Below are 14021 nucleotides of genomic sequence, written 5' to 3'. Positions count from 1 at the left end.
TCGCTCCTACAGAACAGCATCAACCTCACCGCTCCACCCTTTCGGACCTGATAAGGAGATCTCATGTCCTTTGTTCCCGGCTTTACCGAACTGCTGCTCAATCACCTGAAAAAAGACGAGCGCCAGCGCATCCTCAAATCCATCATGGTCAGCGCCGCTCCCGAACTCTGGCTGAGCCTGGAATCGGCGGCGTTGCTGGACATCAATCGCGAGCACTTCGGCCTCGGCGGCCAGCTGGATCAACGCGATGACTACCGCCCCAGCAACATCAGCGTTGCGCGCAGCAACGTCCCGCGCTGGCTGATCGCCGCCGAGCGGCGCAAGGTGGATATCTGGGTCGAGGACAGCTACGGCGAAAAGGCCGCAACCGCCATCGAGTTCAAGGTGGTGCACAACAACAAGAATGCCTATTACAAGATCTGGGAAATCCGCAAGGACCTGGTCAAGCAGATCCCCCGCACCAGTCCCGATGAGCGCATCGAGCGCTGGGGCATCGTGCTGCTGAGCTACTCACGCTTCTACAGCGACCAGCAAGGCAACTACAGCTACGGCAAGTTCGACAGTTGCCCGGCGTTTCTCGCCGCTTTCGAGAATGGCCTGAACGACAACAACGAATGGTATGCCGGCGCACCGGAGCTGGAACTGATGATGAAACCAACTCGGATAGCCGACCTGGACGACGCGCATTACATCGAACCCGGGAAAGGCTCGGGGGTGTATCTGGCGCTGGTCCGGTGCAAGGCCTGAGGCTGGCCTGCAGTGCACCCATCGCCCCTGCGCAGAAATCGACAGCGCGGCGACAGTGGCCAGACGCTCAGCGTGGCGTAGCCGGGCATGCTGTATGACATGATGCCGCGCGACAATCTTCAAGGACCGCTGATGTTTCCCCATCGAATCAAAGCACCTACCCAGGCCGACCTGCGCCTGCAGGTCGGTGCCCGGCTGGAGGCCGATCCGCGGGCCCGGGTCATCGTCCAGTGGCACAGCGTCGAGCAATACGATTGCCAACTGCTGGAACAGCTCGATGCCCTCTGCGCACGTTATGGCGAGCGCCTTACCGTGCGTTTCTACAACCACTATTCGAGCAGAGGTTTTGATGGCCGGACCTTGCTCGCCCTGCCCAACGTCCACTCGCTGAGCCTGGACGGCCTCGAAACCCTGGAACATTTCCAGGCCATTGGCAGCCTGCACCTGCTCAGGGAGCTTGCTCTGGAAGTCTTCCGCGCCGAGCTGCCCGGGCTTCTGGCGCTGCCCAACCTCGAACGCCTGCACAGCCTGCGGCTCTCCCTGGACCAGGGCCCGGCCATCGATCTGGCGCCGATTGCCCGCATGCCCGAGTTGCAGAGCCTGCACATCAGCCCGCAGAGCCATGACCTGGAGATTCTGAGCCAGTGTCCGAGCATCAGCACCCTGAGCCTGCATCGCCTGCCGGCCGAGACAACCCTGGGGATGGTCGCCGGCATGAGCGGCCTGCGCAGCCTGTCGGTGGCGTTCGGCAGCCGTGAGCAGATGCCTGAGCTACATAATCCCTACGTCAGGGAGCTGGAGATCATGCGGGTTCACGGCCTCAACCGCCTGGACCTGGACGGCTTTCCACAGCTTGAAGCGCTGAAGATCGAGGATCAGGCGCAATTGAGCCGGCTGGACCTTGGCGGGGCGCCGCAGTTGCGCAAGCTGAGCCTGAACAACCTCAAGACCCTGGGGGAGATCAGCGGCCTGAAAACCTCGAACATCGCTGACCTGCGCCTCATCAAGGTTCCTCAGGTGGATGTACTAACACTGATCGATAGCCAACTGCCGCCCAGTGTGCAGCACCTCAAGCTACTCAGTGGCAAACACAGCCTGGACAAACAGATCGCAGCCCGGCAACAGCAACTGGGCATCCCAGAACCCCGCTGCCCGTATTGACCCACCCTTGTGGGAGCGCGCTTGCTCGCGAAGGACGCCAACGATAATGCGCACTCATTGGGAATAGGCGGCGCTTTGGCAAGCATCGCGAGCAAGCTCGCTCCCACAAACATGACCACGCTCGTGGCGCGCATCAGCACTCCGCGGCTGTGCTAACGTTCGCCAACGTCCCGGCCTGAAACCCTGCCCATGTCGATCACTGAAAATCTCTTGGCCTTCACCCTGGCCGCCACCCTGCTGACCCTGACCCCGGGACTGGACACTGCCCTGGTACTGCGCACCGCCACCGTGGAAGGCAAGCACCAGGCCCTGCGCGCGGCCTTGGGCATCAACGCCGGTTGCCTGCTTTGGGGCGCGGCCGTGGCTTTCGGCCTGGGGGCCGTGATTGCAGTGTCGGAACTGGCCTTCAACCTGTTGAAGTACTGCGGCGCCGCCTACCTGGCCTGGCTGGGGCTGAACATGCTGTTGCGCCCGCGCCGCTCGTTTGCTCCGGCCAACCCGGACGGCAATCCCGGCACCCACTGGTTTCTCAAGGGCCTGCTGGGCAACGTGCTCAACCCCAAGGTGGGGATCTTCTACGTGTCCTTTCTGCCGCAGTTCATTCCCCAGGGACAGCCGCTGGTGCTCTGGACCTTCGGTCTAGTGAGCATCCACGTGGCGCTGGGGCTGGTCTGGTCCCTGCTGCTGATTGGCGCCACCCGCTCCCTGAGCGGGGTGCTGCAGCGGGAAAAGGTGATCCAGTGGATGGACCGCACCACAGGGATGATCTTCGTGCTGTTCGCCGCGCGCCTGGCCTTGAGCAGGCGTTGAACATCGCGCCCCTCAAACCTCAGCCAGCACCGCCCCCCGCTCCTCCAGCAACTTCACAAAACTGCTCAAACTCTGGGACACGGTGCCGCGCCGCCAGACCAGCCAGGTGCGCAGGAAGCGAAAGCGCGGGGACAGCGGCCAGACGCTGACCGTGGCGCAGCCGGGCATGCTTTCCAGCATGCTGCGGGGCATCAGCGCCAGCCCGGCACCGGCGCTGACGCAGGCCAGCATGCCGTGGTAGGACTCCATTTCGTGGATCTTGCCCGGCACCGCGGCGTCCTGGGTGAACCAGCTTTCGAAGTGATGGCGGTAGGAACAGTTGGCGCGAAAGGCGTAGATGCTTTCGCCGTTGACCTCCCGCGCTCGGGTAATCGGCGCGTGCCCCAGGGGCGCGATCAGGACCATTTCTTCCTCGAATACCGGCAGCCCTTCCAGGGCCGGGTGGCGCACCGGGCCGTCGACGAAGGCCGCCACCAGGCGGCCGGAGAGCACGCCGTCGATCATGGTCCCCGAAGGGCCGGTGGACAGGTCCAGTTCGACCTTGGCGTATTGCTGGTTGTAGGCCGCCAGCAGCGCCGGGATGCGCACCGCTGCCGTGCTTTCCAGGGACCCCAGGGCAAACGGGCCCTGGGGTTCCTCGCCAGCCACGGTCAGGCGCGCTTCGGCCACCAGGTCGAGAATGCGCCGGGCGTAGTCGAGGAAGTTCCACCCGGCGGGCGACAGGCGCAGGCGGCTTTTTTCGCGGATGAACAGTTCCACCCCCAGGTCCTGCTCCAGTTGCTTGATCCGCGTGGTGAGGTTCGACGGCACCCGGTGGATCAACTGCGCGGCGGCGCTGATGCTGCCCTGCTCGGCAACGGCCTTGAAAATTTCCAGCTGGACCAGATCCACAGCATTCTCCAAACGTGAACGACTCACTCAATATTATTCAGTTTTCAGCAAAGATCCAGCACCGTAACCTGCCGTCATTCCCACCTTGCAGGACGGTGCCATGAACCTCGCTTCCAGCCACACCCACGCCTTGTCGATCAACCCCGCCAACGGTGAGCAGATCGGCGCCTATCCCTACCAGTCCCAGGCTGAAAGCGACGCCACCCTGGAGCGCGCCGCCCGCGGTTTTGCCCTGTGGAAGCGCCAGAGCGTCGCCACCCGCGCCGCGCACCTGACCGCCCTGGCCCAGGCCCTGCGGGACAACAGTGAGGCCATGGCGCGGATGATCAGCCAGGAAATGGGCAAGCCCCTGCCCCAGGCCCGCGGCGAAATCGAGAAGTGCGCCCAGCTGTGCCTGTGGTACGCCGAGCACGGCCCGGCCATGCTGGCCCCGGAAGCGACCCTGGTGGAAAACAACAAGGCGCGCATCGAGTACCGCCCCCTGGGCCCGCTACTGGCGGTGATGCCGTGGAACTTCCCGATCTGGCAGGTGCTGCGCGGCGCGGTGCCGGCGCTGCTGGCCGGCAACACCTACGTGCTCAAGCACGCGCCGAACGTCATGGGCAGCGCCTACTTGCTGCTGGACGTCATGCAGCGCGCCGGTTTCCCTGAAGGCGTGTTCGAGCTGCTCAACGTCACCCCGGACGGCGTGTCCCGCGCCATCGCCGACCGCCGCATCGCCGCCGTGACCCTGACCGGCAGCGTGCGCGCTGGCATCGCCATCGGCGCCCAGGCCGGCGCCGCGCTGAAAAAATGCGTACTGGAACTGGGCGGTTCCGACCCCTTTATCGTGCTCAACGACGCCGACCTCGACGAAGCGGTCAAGGCCGCGGTGATCGGCCGCTACCAGAACACCGGCCAGGTCTGCGCCGCCGCCAAGCGCCTGATCATCGAGCAAGGGGTAGTCGCGGAATTCACCCGCAAATTCGTCGAGGCCACCCGCGCCCTGGTGATGGGCGACCCGCTGGCCAGCGACACCTACCTCGGCCCCATGGCCCGCTTCGACCTGCGTGACGAGCTGCACCAGCAAGTCCAGGCCACCCTGGCCGAAGGCGCCACCCTGCTGTTGGGAGGCGACAAGGTCGAAGGCGCCGGCAACTACTATCAGCCCACGGTGCTGGCCGACGTCACCGAGCAGATGACCGCCTTCAGGCAGGAACTGTTCGGCCCGGTGGCCGCCATCATCAGCGCCCGGGACGCGCAACACGCCCTGGCGCTGGCCAACGACAGCGAGTTCGGCCTCACCGCGACGATCTTCACCCAGGACCTGGAACGGGCCCGGCAGATGACCGACGAACTGGAAACCGGCGGCGTGTTCATCAACGGCTACAGCGCCAGCGACCCTCGGGTGACCTTCGGCGGGGTGAAGAAAAGCGGCTTCGGCCGCGAGCTGTCGCACTTCGGCGTGCGCGAGTTCTGCAATGCGCAGACGGTGTGGCTGGATCGGCGTTAAGGTCGATCACCGGGCTTCAGCCAGCGGCCAGAGGCCCGGTTGCCAACGGCCGTTCAGCGCTGGCGAGGGGCCTGGCGGCCTCGCCCCCGACTCTTGATTGAGCGGCCTGGCTTGACGGGGCGCAATGCCTGGATGCGGCCCGGCGGATCGCCAAGCCTGCTCAGCGAAACTAAGCCCGATCTTGCTGTTTTTTCAGAATTTTCTTGAAGCCCTGCCTGCCGCGACCTTTCTATGATGTTTCTTTTTGATATCACCCGAGGTCCGGCATGTGCGCCCCCGCTCAAAAATTCATCGTTCGCTTGCCTGGTGAGCTCCACACGCAAGTCAAGCGCATCGCCAAGCAGGAAAACCGCAGCATGAACAATGAAATCGTCGACCGCCTGGAAAAATCCCTGGTCGCTTCCGAAGCCCGCAGCCACGACGAAAGACTCATCACTATCCTGCTGGGCAAGATTGCAACCCTGGAACAGCAGATCGAGTCCCTGCAAATGAACCCTCCCGAGTCCAACCCGTAACCCCTGCCTTTTCCCTCCAGCAGGGCCGGCATCCACCACACGCCCCCCGGCCCTGTGCCTGTGTGCCTTTACCCCCGCGCCGCAGCTTGTATGATGGCGCCCGCCCGACCGCGCATACCTGCAACCGCCCCGGACAGCCGGATGCTCGCCGCACGGCCTCGATACTCCCCACGTCCGTCATCCGCTGCTTCAAGGGCCTGCCCGGGCCTGCGCTAGAGAGCGCGTTGCCCTCAAGGAATGTTCATGAACCCCGCTCACTCGATGTCCCGCTCACCCGCCCCCAGCGCCGGCTTGCCGCGCCATCGCCTGACCTTGGGCCTGCTGCTGGCCGGCAGCCACGCCGTGGCCAACGCCGCCACCGAACTGCCAAGCCAGACCGTCAGCGCGCAAGCGCCTTCCGGCTACCAAGCCGACAGCGCGTCGGTGGGCGGCTTCAGCGAAACACCGCTGCTGGACACCCCGGCCTCCATCAGCGTGATCAACGAAGAGTTGATCAAGGACCAGCAGGCCCGACTGCTCAGCGATGTACTGAAGAACGACGCCTCGGTGGGCCAGAGCTACGCGCCAGTGGGCTACTACGAAAACTTCGAGGTGCGCGGCTTCTCCCTGAACGCGGCCAGCAGCTACAAGATCAACAACCGCACCATCACCGGCGAGCAGAACGTCGCCCTGGAAAACAAACAGCGGGTGGAACTGCTCAAGGGCCTTTCCGGCCTGCAAAGCGGGGTCAGCGAGCCCGGCGGCCTGGTCAACTACGTGACCAAGCGGCCCACAGACATTCGTTCGGTGACCGTTTCCACCGACGATCGCGGCAGCGGTTACCTGGCCACCGATGTGGGCGGCTGGTTCGGCAGCGAACAGCAGTTCGGCCTGCGCGCCAACCTGGCCCATGAAGACCTGCACTCCTATGTCGAACACACCAATGGCCAGCGCGACTTTGCCGCCCTGGCCTTCGACTGGAACATCAGCCCCGATGCCCTGCTGCAACTGGATATCGAATACCAGAACAAGCAGCAGCGCTCGGCCCCGGGTTACCAACTGCTGGGCGGCTCCAGCCTGCCCCACCACGCCTCGCCGAAAAAACTCCTGGGACACCAGAGCGGGTCAAAGCCGGTGACCAACGACTCGCTGAACATCGGTGGCAACTTCGAGTACCGCTTCAACGATGACTGGACCGGCAGCCTCAGCGCGTCCCGCAGCAAGGTGGTGATCGATGACTACAGTTCGTTTGCCTGGGGCGGCTGCACCACCGGCTGCATCAATGCCAACGGCAACTACTTCAGCCCCGAAGGCAACTACGACATCTACGACTTCCGCAGCCCCGACGACACCCGGCGCAACGATGAAGTGCAGGCGCTGCTCAATGGCCGCTTCGACGCAGCGGGCCTGGGCCATGAGTTGAGCGTGGGGACCAGTGCATTTCGCCGCGTGGTGGACCGGCGCGAGTCCATCAATCAATGGATTGGCACGGGCAATATCCAGAGCGAGCCGGAAAACTTCGAACGCTACAACGGCGCCCTCAACGACTCCCACAAACGCCTCGACAGCCGCCAATACGGTCTGTTCCTCAGCGACCGCATCAGCTTCAACGAACAGTGGCAGACCGTTCTCGGCGGACGCGAAGTACGCCTCGACGAAGAGAGCTTCGACAAGGACGGCGTGCGCGATCGCCACACCCAACGCTATGTATTCCTGCCCCAGGCCGCGCTGATCTACAAACCGGTCAGCGAACTGTCGCTGTACACCCAATACAGCAAGGGCTTGAGCCTGGGCGGTCAGGCGCCCTGGTTCGCCAGTAACAGTGGCGACACCCTGGCCCCCACTGTCTCGCGGCAGATCGAAGCCGGGGTCAAGTACGACTGGCAGCGCATGAGTTTTAGCGCCGCGCTGTTCCAGATGCGCCAGGCCTACCAGTACTCGCGCCCCGATGCCTCCGGCGGTTTCACCTACGTCCAGCAAGGCCAGCAAAAGAACACCGGCCTGGAGCTCTCCGCCAACGGCTGGGCCACCCAGCGCCTGCAGATTGCCGCCAGCGTCGCGGCGATTCGCTCCCGAGTCGAGGACACCGGCACCCCGGCCTATGAAGGCCACCAAACCCTCAACGTCCCCCGCCTACGAGCCAGCCTCCAAGGCGACTACGCCCTGCCCTGGCTCGATGGTTTGGCCCTGCTGGGCGGCATGCAATACAGCGGCAGCAAGTACGCCGACCGCCAGGGCAACGTCGCCACCGGCGCCTACGCCATCTTCAACATCGGCAGCCGCTACAGCACCCGCCTTGACGGTTACGAGACGGTGTTCCGCCTGACCGTGGACAACCTGTTCGACAAACGCTACTGGCGCGATGCAGGGGAATACATGGGCGACGACTACCTGTTCCAGGGCGCGCCGTTGACGGCGCGGTTGAGTGCTTCAGTGAGTTTCTGATGCAGACGGCCCCTACGGGGCCGATCGCAGCCTGCGGCAGCGGCTACAACGCCCACGAAATCCCGGGCGTTGTGGCTTGCCGGAAAAACTGCAGCGCCGGCACAGGCCAGCCATCAAAATCTCGACAAACACACCTTGCGCGCCTCCCGCCCATCCTTGGCGACGAGTCGCCATGAACAGCGTCACTGAGCGCACAGCCTTACCGGCGCTCATATCGGCAACCGCCTTAAGCAAGTCCTCTTGAAACAGCCGCATTTCCTGGCCCATGGCTACGACCTCTCTGCGTGGGATACGCCCTGGTATCGATCAGTACGTCCAGGGTTGCGCTGATGGTTATCCCACAGAACAGCACCGCAATCAGCGCCTCCAGCCTGCCTTACAGAAAAGACAGACCCTTCCTACATCCACCGCAGAAGCCGGCTTGCCGGCGAAGGCGTCCTCAAGCACGCTCTCGCCGGTAAAAAGCACACTCAACGATTGAGCAAACAAAAGGTCGGCCCGCCTCTTTCCAATGCCAGTACAAAAGTCTCAATCGTCCAACACGCTGTTGGACGATTAGCGCTCCCCCACGCCCATGCAGGCCCACACCACAGAACGGCCGCTGGAGCACTACCGGGTGCTGACTTGGTCGCTTACTTGGTCGGTTTGTTGGGTGGCATGCCCAGGCCTCGGGAAAGATCAGCAGTCCAACCACCAGTTCAACAGCGTCTCGTCCTCATCGTCATCGAGGTTTTTATAGACATTGGCGTAGTACCACTCGATCCCGGTTTGCTCGCGGAAGCGATCGAACACCGCATTGATACGGTCCATGCCATTCCTTGCAGGAACAGCGAATGACAGGTTCCCCTCGAACAGCCCGTCCAGGGTTCCGCTCAGTTCACCAGCGACCTCGTTTTCAAGCGCACTGATCACCGTCGGATCAATGTAATCGGCATAGATCTGAATGCAGAAATTCCCGCCGCGCTTCAGCACTTGCGCCGGCGCATCGGGATTGCGGATGGAAACGATATCGCCCCGCGCCAGGTTTTGCGCCAGGCCCGGTGAGGACAGCAACTCGTAAATATCCTCATCGATGCGCCGCGCCAGCAACTCCTCGCGAACGGCGCCATCGTCATCGGCCATGTACACCTGAATCAGCACAGGGGATTGCTTGTCATCCATACGAGGCTCCACAACTTCCAGGTTCAACACCAGACTCATCTAATCCACTAGCCGCCACGTCCCCAAAGGGCGCAAACGAACGGGCCTCAAGGCAACGGCGCAAAGCTCCCACCGCCCTCATTCCACCGAAACCCCGGAAACGTGCAGTCCTTGAAAGCAATCCGCAGTTGCTCCCCCTCACCCTGCAACTGCAAGGTATCCACCCCCTGATTCGGACAGCCCGGTGCCGCGATCGCCAGGCTCACCAGCAACTTGCCGGTGGCCTTGTCCATCACCTCCACCGTCGTGATCCGCTGATCATTGCCCGGCATCGGCACCTGGAAATACCAGCGTTTGGTGGAAGCACTCTGCAACAGCGTGGTGACCGGCTGCGGCCACGAGCGATCCGAATCCACCAGCCCCACCAGCTTCAGCGCAATGGGCAAGGACTTGCCCGTGCGATAACTGGTCCAGGTGCCGCGCACCTGCTCCTGCTGGCGGGAGTTCATCAAGTCATTGAACTGCAAACGCGCCACCGGCAAGCCCTGCTCGTCCAGCTCATCCATGGCCAGCGTCTTGTTGCTGTAGCTGAAGGTCGGCTTGAGGCGGATCGGCGTGCGATAGCGCTGATAGGCATAGGTGCCCTGGTAGACCGCATTCTGGCTACCCAGGGTCAAGACAATCGCCTGCTTGCCCAAGGTCCCCTCATACACCCCATGGGACGCCTGCGCCGGCAACAGCCACAGCGCCAACACCAGCACCGCCAGCCCCCGAGCAAAATCAAACCCACGCATCAGAAACGCTCCTCGCCCGACGACAGATATTCCAAACGCTCAGGGGTGATCACCCGGTAATAATCCCAACGCCGAGTGCGCTGGTCGTAATTGATGAAGTCCTGCTTGCTGAACTCCATCTGCCCACTGGGGGAAAAGCGCAGATCACCGTCCGCCGCGAACTGCTCCAACTGCGGATGACGCCGATAGGTCCGCAGATCCCGGTTGTACAGGTAATACTGCGTGGGCGAGCACCACACCCGTCCATCCGCCTCCCCCACGCGATAGCCCTGGACCTGAAAGTCCATCCGCGCCTCGGCATGAAAATGCCCGAAGGTCAGCGTCCTGGTGCCCACGGACGACAGACACCACTGCCCGCCAATCTCCTGCACCCGCTTACCGGTGGCCCGGCTGATCACCCGGATACTGTCCACCTGCGCCACCTCCTCCCCAGCCTTGCGCGCGGCATGCACACTGAAATAGAAATCCCGATCGAACACCGGCTGCAGCAACTCCCCCTCAAACGCCTCCCGCTGACTGCCACCAAAACGCGTCACCCGCTGCAACTGCAACGGCTGCTGCGTGCCCGTGCGCAAATCCACCAGACTGCCCTGCAACGCCTCCGCCCCCTCGGCGAACGGCTGCAACGACACCGCCGTCGCCGGCAGGGTCGGGTTGTCCATGATGTTGATCAACAGCGCGGAGCCAGGGTGGAAAGGCGTGGACTCCAACGCCATGGGCAAGCGCTCGGACTCGGAAAACCAATAGCCGGACATACCGCCGCCGTATTGGGAGTCGTAGGTGAGCGCCAGTTCAACCGGGGTGTCGCCGAGGGTGCCGCGGTAGGTGGTGGTGGGGTTGGCTTGGGCGGTGGGGGTGATGAGCCCGAGGCCTAGCAGGAGTGCTGTGGTCAGACGGAACAGGAGGTGTGGCAGGTGACGCTGTTGGCCAGCCCTTGTTTGTGGACTGCCGCCAATGGGCTGGGTCATGCCTGCGTTCCTTGCGGTGGGGAAAAGGGGCGCAGGATAGCAAAATCGATTGAAGGTCAGATGGTTTTGCCGAGGCCTGACCCGATTCTGAAATTGTCCAACAGGCTGTTGGACAATTTCCTTGGAGCCACAATCTGCTGCTGATCACCAAGCTGAAAGGCCCATACAGCCAGTGTCAGGCACAGCGGATATGAATTCCCTGGAGAGTTCAGCCGGCCCTTACTCGCAATAGAGACCGTTCCTACAGAAGCGCCATTGTCCCGGACCTGCCCTGTCCCTATAGTTTTCTCGTTCGCTGAATTTTGTCAGCGGCAGGGTTTCGCAGCCCAACAGAAAAGTCGAACTACACCGTCCAAGCCAACTCAGGCACACTTCGCCTGCGTTTCGTTTTATGGCGGCTGTACGTGGGAGACCTCCGGGTCTGCCGGGTTTGTTCTTTTCCTCGGTCTGCGAACCCGCGTACAGCTGCCACCCGTTGATTCGCAGCAGCAGGTGGCAACTTTTCTATTCTTGAAAAGGATGACGCCATGAATACTCAAGATCTGTCCGAACGATTTATTTCTATGACCCCTATCGCCAGCGATGGGCCGGTGCTGTTTATCGACAGCCAGGCGCCGTTGGTGGATTTGCATGCGTGTGCGAGTGAGCGACTGGTGACTGCGCTTGATTATCTGAACTTGATGAGCGGCACTAGGTTGAGAGACTCAGGCGATAGAGATATCGAGATAGTGATCAGTGTTGCGTGTTTGTTGCTTCAGGACGTGAAAGATGTACTGACAGTGATTGAGACAAGGGCAGGGTAACTTTTGACTCAAGAAGACCGGTCATAGACCGGTCTTTTTACCCAAAAAACATCTCAGCACCACCTAATGAACTCTAACCACGCAGCCTTCCTGACTTCATCCGCCAACATCATTAGCACTTACGCAGCATGAATATTTTAATTCGTGACAGGCCAATACAAATAAGTTCACTCACAGCGCATTGAAACCCACCAGACCCACACATCAAACAACCACCCCCTTAAAACCAATATATTAAAAATATAATTTAATAGATCTTCCGGTCAGACTAGAAAAAGCGAAGCTCATAACTCCTAACATCCGCACTCTAGAAACAACACTCTTTGGATACCGAACTTCATAGATACCCTACGGCAATATCCATATACGTCATCCCCTCCGCTATCGCCAATCTACCAATCCATTCGACGAATGTACCTTGCGAAATTTTTCTCACGACGAATACTGTACTCATATACAGTAGAAACTCGATACGCCTGCCGCGGAGGCCCACACAGGAGCCTGGACGCAAGGAGGTGCTCAATTCATTTACAAATCAATACTCACACCCGCTAGGGCCCATCTGACGGAGTATCGACGATGCTGCCACCAAAAAGAGTCACCGTAGAGGTACCAAAATTAAATTTTTTTAAAAATTTCAATGAGATAGAAGAAAACCTCAATCTCCACTTCAAGCTTCACCCTGAGCACGCCATTCGTTGTGTTTTCTTGCGAGGCAATCCATTATCTATCACTATCCATCCTTCAAAGCCTATCGAGATATCTCTAGACAGCTTAACGAGTAAACCTAAGGTATCGATGACGAGAAAAACCCACCATCGGGCTACCCACATAGCCAATACCCAAGGGCTTCGCGAGACGCTCCCTACCCTGAACATTGCCATCCCCGGGCAGGAGCCCATGAAAAATATTGATACCCCCCCCCCGCTACCCGCTCCCGGGCAGCCTTTGATGTTTGCAGATTTATTTGCCGGCTGTGGAGGCCTTTCTCTCGGCCTGTCGCTTGCTGGACTAAATGGTGTTTTTGCCGTAGAGCGCGATAAAATGGCTTTCTCCACTCTATCTGCGAATCTTCTTCAAGAACGTGATGTACCCGTAGCTCAGTTTTCCTGGCCAGATTGGCTGGAGAAAAAAGCCTGGGGCATCGACGAAATTCTTGAAAAGCATTCACCTAAGCTTTTCGAGCTAAAGGGTAAGGTACACGTTCTTGCTGGAGGTCCTCCCTGCCAAGGCTTTAGCTTTGCAGGTAGACGGCTGGAGTCTGACCCGAGAAACCAACTGTTCGAGAAGTACGTGGAAATGGTCAAGGCTCTTCAACCTGCAGCCATCGTTCTAGAGAACGTACCGGGCATGAAAGTCGCGCATAAGGCCAAATCCTGGAAGGAACTTGGTATTCAAATAAAGCCCCAGTCCTACTACGACAAGCTTGTCGAAAGCTTGGACAGAGTCGGCTATCAGGTTCTTGGCCGAATATTAGACTCCTCACTCTTTGGTGTTCCCCAGAAGCGGCCACGCTTAATTGTAATAGGGATCCACAAGAGTCTTGCTCTTCACCTTCAGGGAGGCGTCACCAGAGCATTTGAACTACTAGAGGAGGTCAGGATCAAGCAACTGCAGGAACTTTGCCTTCCAGAAATCATCAGCGCTCGGGATGCTATTTCTGACCTCGAAATCGAGTATGCCGGAACAAAGCCATGCACTGACCCTTCTTCCCCCGCAGGCTTTCAAGAGCTCGCATATACGAGACCTCGGACACATTATCAATCTCTCATGCATCAAGGCGCTGAAAGTGACATGAACAGCGTGCGTCTATCGAAACACAAACCGGAAATCAGGGAACGATTCATGAGGATCATTCAGGACCCTGAATGCGCTAAAGGAGTTGTAATGCATGCTGCACAAAGGGAAAAGTACGGTCTCAAAAAACACCGTATTTGCCTGATGCGAGCGGACAATCCGGCACCGACCATTACAACGCTACCTGACGACGTGCTGCATTACAGCGAGCCCAGAATATTGACCGTCCGAGAATCTGCACGCCTACAGTCGTTCCCCGACTGGTTCCAATTCCGCGGTAAATTCACTACAGGTGGTAGCCAACGAACTAAGGAATGCCCACGTTACACACAAGTAGGCAACGCAGTCCCTCCTTATCTTGCAAGAGCCATTGGCCTAGCTATCAGATCGCTACTAGAAGAAGCCACAGCCGCAGCTAGTCAACAAACAGTCACCGAAGCAGAACAAGAAACCTTAGCCATAGCTTGAAAACATAGGAG

12 protein-coding genes are annotated in these 14021 nt (G+C 60.2%); 8 read left to right on the top strand and 4 right to left on the bottom strand.

What is annotated here, in order from left to right:
• Positions 1-63: 63 nt before the first annotated feature.
• From L1O02_RS11455 to L1O02_RS11445, 3 genes are all read left to right on the top strand, one after another.
• Positions 64-747, top strand: a complete 684-nt coding sequence (locus L1O02_RS11455) for a hypothetical protein (protein WP_235759878.1) — start codon at positions 64-66, stop codon at positions 745-747.
• A gap of 132 nt (positions 748-879) precedes the next feature.
• Complete coding sequence (locus L1O02_RS11450) at positions 880-1908, top strand: hypothetical protein (protein ID WP_235759877.1); 1029 nt, start codon at positions 880-882, stop codon at positions 1906-1908.
• A 189-nt stretch (positions 1909-2097) separates the two neighbouring features.
• On the top strand, positions 2098-2718 hold the full coding sequence (locus tag L1O02_RS11445; protein WP_235759876.1) for a LysE family translocator: 621 nt from the start codon (positions 2098-2100) through the stop codon (positions 2716-2718).
• A 12-nt stretch (positions 2719-2730) separates the two neighbouring features.
• Here L1O02_RS11445 and L1O02_RS11440 read toward each other — a convergent pair whose 3' ends face one another.
• On the bottom strand, positions 2731-3609 hold the full coding sequence (locus L1O02_RS11440) for a LysR family transcriptional regulator (protein ID WP_060841982.1): 879 nt from the start codon (positions 3607-3609) through the stop codon (positions 2731-2733).
• Positions 3610-3709: 100 nt separating this feature from the next.
• Here L1O02_RS11440 and L1O02_RS11435 point away from each other — a divergent pair, with 100 nt between their 5' ends.
• The 3 genes from L1O02_RS11435 to L1O02_RS11425 all read left to right on the top strand — a co-directional run bounded on the left by L1O02_RS11435 (position 3710) and on the right by L1O02_RS11425 (position 8040).
• Entirely contained in the window at positions 3710-5101 is a 1392-nt protein-coding gene (locus tag L1O02_RS11435; protein WP_235759875.1) for an aldehyde dehydrogenase family protein, read from the top strand.
• 356 nt (positions 5102-5457) lie between these two features.
• On the top strand, positions 5458-5616 hold the full coding sequence (locus tag L1O02_RS11430; RefSeq protein ID WP_231978973.1) for a hypothetical protein: 159 nt from the start codon (positions 5458-5460) through the stop codon (positions 5614-5616).
• Between the two features lie 261 nt (positions 5617-5877).
• Positions 5878-8040, top strand: a complete 2163-nt coding sequence (locus tag L1O02_RS11425; RefSeq protein WP_235760240.1) for a TonB-dependent siderophore receptor — start codon at positions 5878-5880, stop codon at positions 8038-8040.
• 678 nt (positions 8041-8718) lie between these two features.
• On the opposite strand, the gene L1O02_RS11420 is transcribed toward L1O02_RS11425, so the two are convergent.
• The 3 genes from L1O02_RS11420 to L1O02_RS11410 all read right to left on the bottom strand — a co-directional run bounded on the left by L1O02_RS11420 (position 8719) and on the right by L1O02_RS11410 (position 10942).
• The gene (locus L1O02_RS11420) at positions 8719-9201 is read right to left on the bottom strand and encodes a DUF4265 domain-containing protein (protein ID WP_235759874.1); all 483 of its coding nucleotides are present in this window, start codon (positions 9199-9201) and stop codon (positions 8719-8721) included.
• An 86-nt stretch (positions 9202-9287) separates the two neighbouring features.
• Positions 9288-9974 (bottom strand): hypothetical protein, encoded by a 687-nt coding sequence (locus L1O02_RS11415; RefSeq protein ID WP_235759873.1) that lies wholly within the window; start codon positions 9972-9974, stop codon positions 9288-9290.
• The gene (locus L1O02_RS11410; protein WP_235759872.1) at positions 9974-10942 is read right to left on the bottom strand and encodes a hypothetical protein; all 969 of its coding nucleotides are present in this window, start codon (positions 10940-10942) and stop codon (positions 9974-9976) included. The genes L1O02_RS11415 and L1O02_RS11410 overlap by 1 nt, the downstream gene beginning before the upstream one ends.
• 527 nt (positions 10943-11469) lie before the next feature.
• On the opposite strand from L1O02_RS11410, the gene L1O02_RS11405 reads away from it, so the two are divergent.
• Together L1O02_RS11405 and L1O02_RS11400 are read left to right on the top strand one after the other, a co-directional pair.
• A complete protein-coding gene (locus L1O02_RS11405; protein ID WP_235759871.1) occupies positions 11470-11745 on the top strand; it encodes a fructose-bisphosphate aldolase in 276 nt (91 codons plus the stop codon).
• A 579-nt stretch (positions 11746-12324) separates the two neighbouring features.
• Positions 12325-14010 carry a DNA cytosine methyltransferase gene (locus tag L1O02_RS11400; RefSeq protein ID WP_235759870.1) on the top strand — a complete coding sequence of 562 codons (1686 nt, stop codon included), beginning with the start codon at positions 12325-12327 and terminating at the stop codon, positions 14008-14010.
• Positions 14011-14021 lie beyond the last annotated feature (11 nt).

Origin of the sequence: Pseudomonas sp. BC42, assembly GCF_021560055.1 — a bacterium.
GTDB lineage: Bacteria > Pseudomonadota > Gammaproteobacteria > Pseudomonadales > Pseudomonadaceae > Aquipseudomonas.
The sequence above is the reverse complement of the archived record's forward strand: the minus strand, read 5'-3'. Positions and strand labels throughout refer to the sequence as shown.

What these genes read in the sequence shown, in the direction of transcription:
- L1O02_RS11410 (WP_235759872.1), bottom strand. Translation starts at nt 10,942, where the DNA reads ATGACCCAGCCCATTGGCGGCAGTCCACAAACAAGGGCTGGCCAACAG.
- L1O02_RS11445 (WP_235759876.1), top strand. Translation starts at nt 2,098, where the DNA reads ATGTCGATCACTGAAAATCTCTTGGCCTTCACCCTGGCCGCCACCCTG.
- L1O02_RS11405 (WP_235759871.1), top strand. Translation starts at nt 11,470, where the DNA reads ATGAATACTCAAGATCTGTCCGAACGATTTATTTCTATGACCCCTATC.
- L1O02_RS11430 (WP_231978973.1), top strand. Translation starts at nt 5,458, where the DNA reads ATGAACAATGAAATCGTCGACCGCCTGGAAAAATCCCTGGTCGCTTCC.
- L1O02_RS11435 (WP_235759875.1), top strand. Translation starts at nt 3,710, where the DNA reads ATGAACCTCGCTTCCAGCCACACCCACGCCTTGTCGATCAACCCCGCC.
- L1O02_RS11455 (WP_235759878.1), top strand. Translation starts at nt 64, where the DNA reads ATGTCCTTTGTTCCCGGCTTTACCGAACTGCTGCTCAATCACCTGAAA.
- L1O02_RS11450 (WP_235759877.1), top strand. Translation starts at nt 880, where the DNA reads ATGTTTCCCCATCGAATCAAAGCACCTACCCAGGCCGACCTGCGCCTG.
- L1O02_RS11415 (WP_235759873.1), bottom strand. Translation starts at nt 9,974, where the DNA reads ATGCGTGGGTTTGATTTTGCTCGGGGGCTGGCGGTGCTGGTGTTGGCG.
- L1O02_RS11420 (WP_235759874.1), bottom strand. Translation starts at nt 9,201, where the DNA reads ATGGATGACAAGCAATCCCCTGTGCTGATTCAGGTGTACATGGCCGAT.
- L1O02_RS11425 (WP_235760240.1), top strand. Translation starts at nt 5,878, where the DNA reads ATGTCCCGCTCACCCGCCCCCAGCGCCGGCTTGCCGCGCCATCGCCTG.
- L1O02_RS11400 (WP_235759870.1), top strand. Translation starts at nt 12,325, where the DNA reads ATGCTGCCACCAAAAAGAGTCACCGTAGAGGTACCAAAATTAAATTTT.